The 4,871-nt window shown below is 71.6% G+C and carries 3 protein-coding genes and 1 pseudogene; 3 read left to right on the top strand and 1 reads right to left on the bottom strand.

The window, feature by feature from the left end; translation table 11 throughout:
- Positions 1-2,989, bottom strand: a pseudogene (locus IH13_RS39410) (nitrate- and nitrite sensing domain-containing protein); the annotation flags it as partial.
- Positions 2,990-3,583: 594 nt separating this feature from the next.
- Here IH13_RS39410 and IH13_RS0135765 point away from each other — a divergent pair.
- From IH13_RS0135765 to IH13_RS0135755, 3 genes are all read left to right on the top strand, one after another.
- On the top strand, positions 3,584-3,796 hold the full coding sequence (locus IH13_RS0135765) for a hypothetical protein (protein ID WP_031091261.1): 213 nt from the start codon (positions 3,584-3,586) through the stop codon (positions 3,794-3,796).
- 51 nt (positions 3,797-3,847) lie between these two features.
- Positions 3,848-4,633 (top strand): fumarylacetoacetate hydrolase family protein, encoded by a 786-nt coding sequence (locus IH13_RS0135760; RefSeq protein ID WP_031091260.1) that lies wholly within the window; start codon positions 3,848-3,850, stop codon positions 4,631-4,633.
- On the top strand, positions 4,626-4,871 hold a 246-nt coding region (locus IH13_RS0135755; protein WP_234433512.1), incomplete at its 3' end, for a glutamate--tRNA ligase family protein. The genes IH13_RS0135760 and IH13_RS0135755, both read left to right, overlap by 8 nt.

Below are 4,871 nucleotides of genomic sequence, written 5' to 3'. Positions count from 1 at the left end.
CCGCCGGCCGGGCCCGCCGAAGGGCTGGTCGGAACCGGGACCGCCCGGGTGCGTCCGGGCGGAGTCGGGCTCCTCGTGACCGCGCGGCGCGTCCAGCGGGGTACGCCGGGGGCCGCCCTGCTCCTCCGAGCCCCAACTGGTGCCCTGCGGGCGCTGGGGCTGCGGGTTGCCGCCGGGCAGCTCGGCCCGGGGACCGCCCGCCGGCGGAAGCCCGCGGGCCGGATCGCCGGCCTGCTGGTAGCCGCCCTGGCCGCCGGGCTGCTGGTAGCCGCCCGGGTTGCCGGGACGCTGGAAACCGCCCTGGTCGCCCGGCTGCTGGTAGCCGCCGCCCTGGTCGTTCTGACCGTGCCCGGCCTGCTGCGGCTGGGGGGCCTGCCGGGCGGGCGGGCCGCTCCGGCCCTGCCGGCCGGCCTGGCCCGGACCCGAGTGACCGAACAGGTTCGGCCGGCCCGAGTCGGCACCCGCCGACGGGTCCTGCTGACCGCGCGCACCGCCGCCGAAGGCACCGGAGAGCCCGCCGCCCTGACGCGGCGCGTCGTGCCGGCCCTGGCCCGGAACGCCGGGGCCCTGCTGACCGGGTCCCTGCTGCGGCTGACGCGGTCCGCCGTCCCGTGAGGGCAGCGCCGCCCGCGGCGTACCCGCGCCGACCTCGCCGCGCTGGGCACCGGCCGCCAGCCCCTTGGCGGGCGCCCCCCGGGGCGCCGCCGAGACCGGCGCGCTGGCCGTTGCCGCCCGCGCCGCCGCCACCGAGCAGTCCGCCCGGAGCACCGCCGGGCTGCTGGCCCGGCCCCTGCTTGGACGGCGGCTGCTTGCCGCCGTGCGCGACCTCCATGGGCAGCATGACCAGCGCGGTCGTACCACCCGAGTCGGAGGGCCGCAGCTGGATGCGGATGCCGTGGCGCAGGGAGAGCCGGCCGACCACGAACAGACCCATGCGGCGGGAGACGGAGACGTCCACCGTGGGCGGGGAGGCCAGCCGCTCGTTGATCGCCGCCAGGTCCTCGGGGGAGAGGCCGATGCCGGTGTCGTGGATCTCCACGAGCACCCGGCCGTCGGGCAGCGCGTGACCGGTGACCCGGACCTTCGTCTGCGGCGAGGAGAACGAGGTGGCGTTCTCCAGCAGCTCGGCGAGGAGGTGCACGAGGTCGTTGACGACGCGTCCGGCCACCTCGGTGGCGGGCACCGCGGCCAGTTCGATGCGCTCGTACTGCTCCACCTCGGAGGCGGCGGCGCGGAGCACGTCGACCAGCGGTACGGGGCGGGTCCACCGGCGGCCCGGCTCCTCGCCCGCGAGGACGAGGAGGTTCTCGCCGTTACGGCGCATACGGGTCGCGAGGTGGTCGAGCTTGAAGAGCGAGGACAGCTGGTCCGGGTCGGCCTCGCGGGACTCCAGTTCGGAGATGAGCGAGAGCTGACGCTGGATGAGGCCCTGGGAACGGCGCGAGAGGTTGGTGAACATCGCGTTGACGTTGCCCCGCAGCAGGGCCTGCTCGGCGGCGAGGCGGACCGCCTCGCGGTGCACGTCGTCGAAGGCCGCGGCCACCTGGCCGATCTCGTCCCGGGAGTGCACACCGACGGACTCGACGGAGGTGTCGACGTCCTGCGGGTCGGACTCGGAGAGCTGCTTGACGAGCTCGGGCAGCCGGTCCTGGGCGACCCGGGTCGCGGTGTCCTGGAGCCGTCGCAGCGAGCGGATCATGGACCGCGCCACCACGAAGGCGCCGACCAGCGACACACCGAGGACGATGAGGATCATCGCACCGTTGAGGATGGCCTCACGCTGCGAACTCTCGCGGAGCTCCCGGGCCTTGGTCTCCATCTCGCTGAGGAGGGTCTCCTCGATGGTCTTCATGGCCTGGATCTTGTTGGAGCTCTGGTCGTACCAGTCCATGTACGTGCGCGAGGTCTTGCTGCCCTCCATGCCCAGCGGGCTGTCGAGCACCTTCTTCGCGTACATGTCGGCCGCGGTGATCTCGGGGTTGCCGTTCTCCAGGGACGCCATCAGCTCGGTGGGGTTGTTCCCCGTGCTCGCGTAGGTCGTCTCGAAGGTCTGCTTGGACTGGGCTTCCTTGACGAGCGCGTTACGGCCGAACGCCTGGTCGTTCTCGTCCAGCTCGCCCTTGGAGTTGTCACGGGCGGGCAGGGCCGCGGCGATGACGGCGCGCTGCACCGAGGCGTACTCCTTGGCGGAGGAGAACGCCGCCAGGGCACGGGTCCGCTTGATCATGTCCGGGCTGCTGGTGGCCTGGGCCATGTCCTGCGAGAGGCTCAGCAGGGAGGAGATCAGCTGGCTGTAGCGGTCCACGGTGTTGAGGCTGGGCGCGTCCGCGGCGTAGGCGTCCTTGCGGATGCTGGTGAGGTCGCCCAGTTGGTTGCTGATCTGGCTGACGCTCGCGTGGATGCTGTCCAGCGACTCGTCGCCCGGGGTGTTGCCGATCTTGTCGGTGGCGTCGAGGAAGGTGGCCTTGGCCCGGTCGGTGCGCTTGCGGGGCTCGGTGACCTTGTAGTCGGTCGCCTTCCCGCCGTTCGCCAGCGGGCCGGCCGACTGGTCGCGTTCGTTCTGGAGCGCGTTGGCCAGCAGCGTCGCCTGCTTGGTCATCTCGGTGAGCAGCTGCATGTGCTTCAACTGGTCCATGTCGTTCATGGACTCGTTGATCCGCAGACCGCCCAGCGAGGTCGCCGCGACCACGGGCAGGGTGAGCAGGGAGACCAGACGCGTGCTGATCCTCCAGTTACGCAGAGCGATGCGTGAACCGGTGCTCGGGGGGTCCGCGGGGTCGAGGGGCGGGGTCGTCTCCGCGCCGTCGCCCGACGTCGTTCCCGGGCGTTGCGCGCGCTCGCCCTCGCCGGACGGACCGGGCTTCTGGGCGTGCTGGGCCGAGGAGGCGCGGTCGTTCCCGCCGCGCGGCTCCTGATCCGCCGGAGCTTCCCCTCGGCCCTGGCGGGGCTGGGGCGACCCCATGCCATCCCTCTTGAAACGTCCCTGCACTAGCGTCGCAACCTCTGGACCAGGCGTCCCCCCGCGCGGAGCGGCGGGACGGTGTCGGCGTCGTGGGGCGCTGGACGCGCCCCATGGTGGTCGTGAGTGACCGGCGTACTTCCCCCTCCCGCCGCCACTCGGCGCTGCGTTGCGCCCCTGCGCGCTGGGCCCTGAAACCCGCGGCGGTGCGGGAATTCCAGCACAGTGGCGGATCTCCAACAAGGCCCGCGTACCGGGCTGTGACCTGGATGACGCCGTGTGATGGATGCGTAACAAGCCGTGCAGAGCTTTCGTGGTCAAACCAGCCCCAAAAGGGCGGGTCCGCGAGAGGTGGCGCGTGTCCCAGACCACCTGATCGGGAGCGGAATGCGGGATTCACGCACGCATTGTCCGTTTCGCGAAGCGTGGTCGATGGTCCGGAATGGGTGGTTTGTCAGCAAGTTCGTGAGCAAACTCACATCATGATCGTCGTCTCATGGCGATTTCCATGGGGAATCGGATGTTTAACCTGACGCTTTGCAGGGATAGCGGATCCGCCGCACGGCGCCCCCGCGCGGCGGTACCCGAGAGACGAAGGGCCCACACGGGCCGCCCACGCGGCACATGAGCACGACCACCTCCCGCACCCTGGCCCATCCCCGGCGCAGCACGCCGGCACACCTGGAGGACGCCGGGGCCCTCCAGCCGCCCAGGCGGCGGGAGCGGGCCCTCGACCTGCCGGAGCGCACGGCCGGCCCGCGCCGCACCGTCCTGAAGCAGGCACCCGCCGTGAAGCAGGCACCCGCCGTGCCGCCGGTTCATCGGCGGGGGCGTTAGCCTGGAGCGTCAGTCTTCAGCCAGCCAGCAAGTGAGGGGCGACAGCATCCCGTGCGCATCGCCAGGTTCTCCATCGACGGCAATGTCGCCTTCGGCGCGGTCGAGGGCGAAGGGGCCATCGACTCCGGTGACCTCGTCCTCGACATCATCAAGGGCATCCCGTACACCGACTTCGAGCTCTCCGGGACCAAGGTCCCGCTGAAGAAGGTGCGGCTGCTGCCCCCCGTGCTCCCCAACAAGGTGGTGGCCGTCGGGCGCAACTACGCGGAGCACGCAGCGGAGATGGGCGGCGAGGTCCCCGACGCCCCGATCACCTTCTTCAAGCCCACCACCTCCGTGATCGGCTCGGGCGACGCCATCGAGTACCCCTCCTTCTCCGAGGAGCTCCACCACGAGGCCGAACTGGCCGTGGTGATCGGCCGCATGTGCCGCGAGGTCCCGCGTGAGCGGGTCAAGGACGTCGTCTTCGGCTACACCTGCGCCAACGACGTCACCGCCCGCGACGTCCAGCGGCGCGAGTCGCAGTGGGCCCGCGCGAAGGGCTTCGACACCTCCTGCCCGCTCGGCCCCTGGGTGGAGACCGAAGTCGACCCCGGCAACCTGGCGGTCCAGGCCACGGTCAACGGCGAGCAGCGCCAGCTGGGCCGTACGAGCGACATGGTCCGCTCGGTCGAGGACCTGGTCGTCCACATCACGCAGGCCATGACCCTGCTCCCGGGCGACGTGATCCTCACCGGGACCCCCGCAGGCGTCGGACCCCTGCACGTCGGCGACGAGGTCGCCGTCACCATCGAAGGCATCGGCACTCTCACCAACAAGGTGATCAAGCGTGGTTAACGCACCTGTCCGCGTCCGTTTCTGTCCCTCCCCGACCGGCAACCCCCACGTGGGCCTGGTCCGCACCGCCCTGTTCAACTGGGCGTTCGCCCGGCACCACCAGGGCACCCTGGTCTTCCGCATCGAGGACACCGACGCGGCCCGCGACTCCGAGGAGTCCTACGAGCAGCTGCTCGACTCGATGCGCTGGCTCGGGCTCGACTGGGACGAGGGACCCGAGGTCGGCGGCCCGCACCCG

The sequence above is a fragment of the Streptomyces sp. NRRL WC-3549 genome, from assembly GCF_000721935.1.
In the GTDB taxonomy this organism is placed as follows: domain Bacteria; phylum Actinomycetota; class Actinomycetes; order Streptomycetales; family Streptomycetaceae; genus Streptomyces.
This window is presented reverse-complemented; position numbering and strand designations above follow the sequence as displayed.

What these genes read in the sequence shown, in the direction of transcription:
- IH13_RS0135765 (WP_031091261.1), top strand. Translation starts at nt 3,584, where the DNA reads ATGAGCACGACCACCTCCCGCACCCTGGCCCATCCCCGGCGCAGCACG.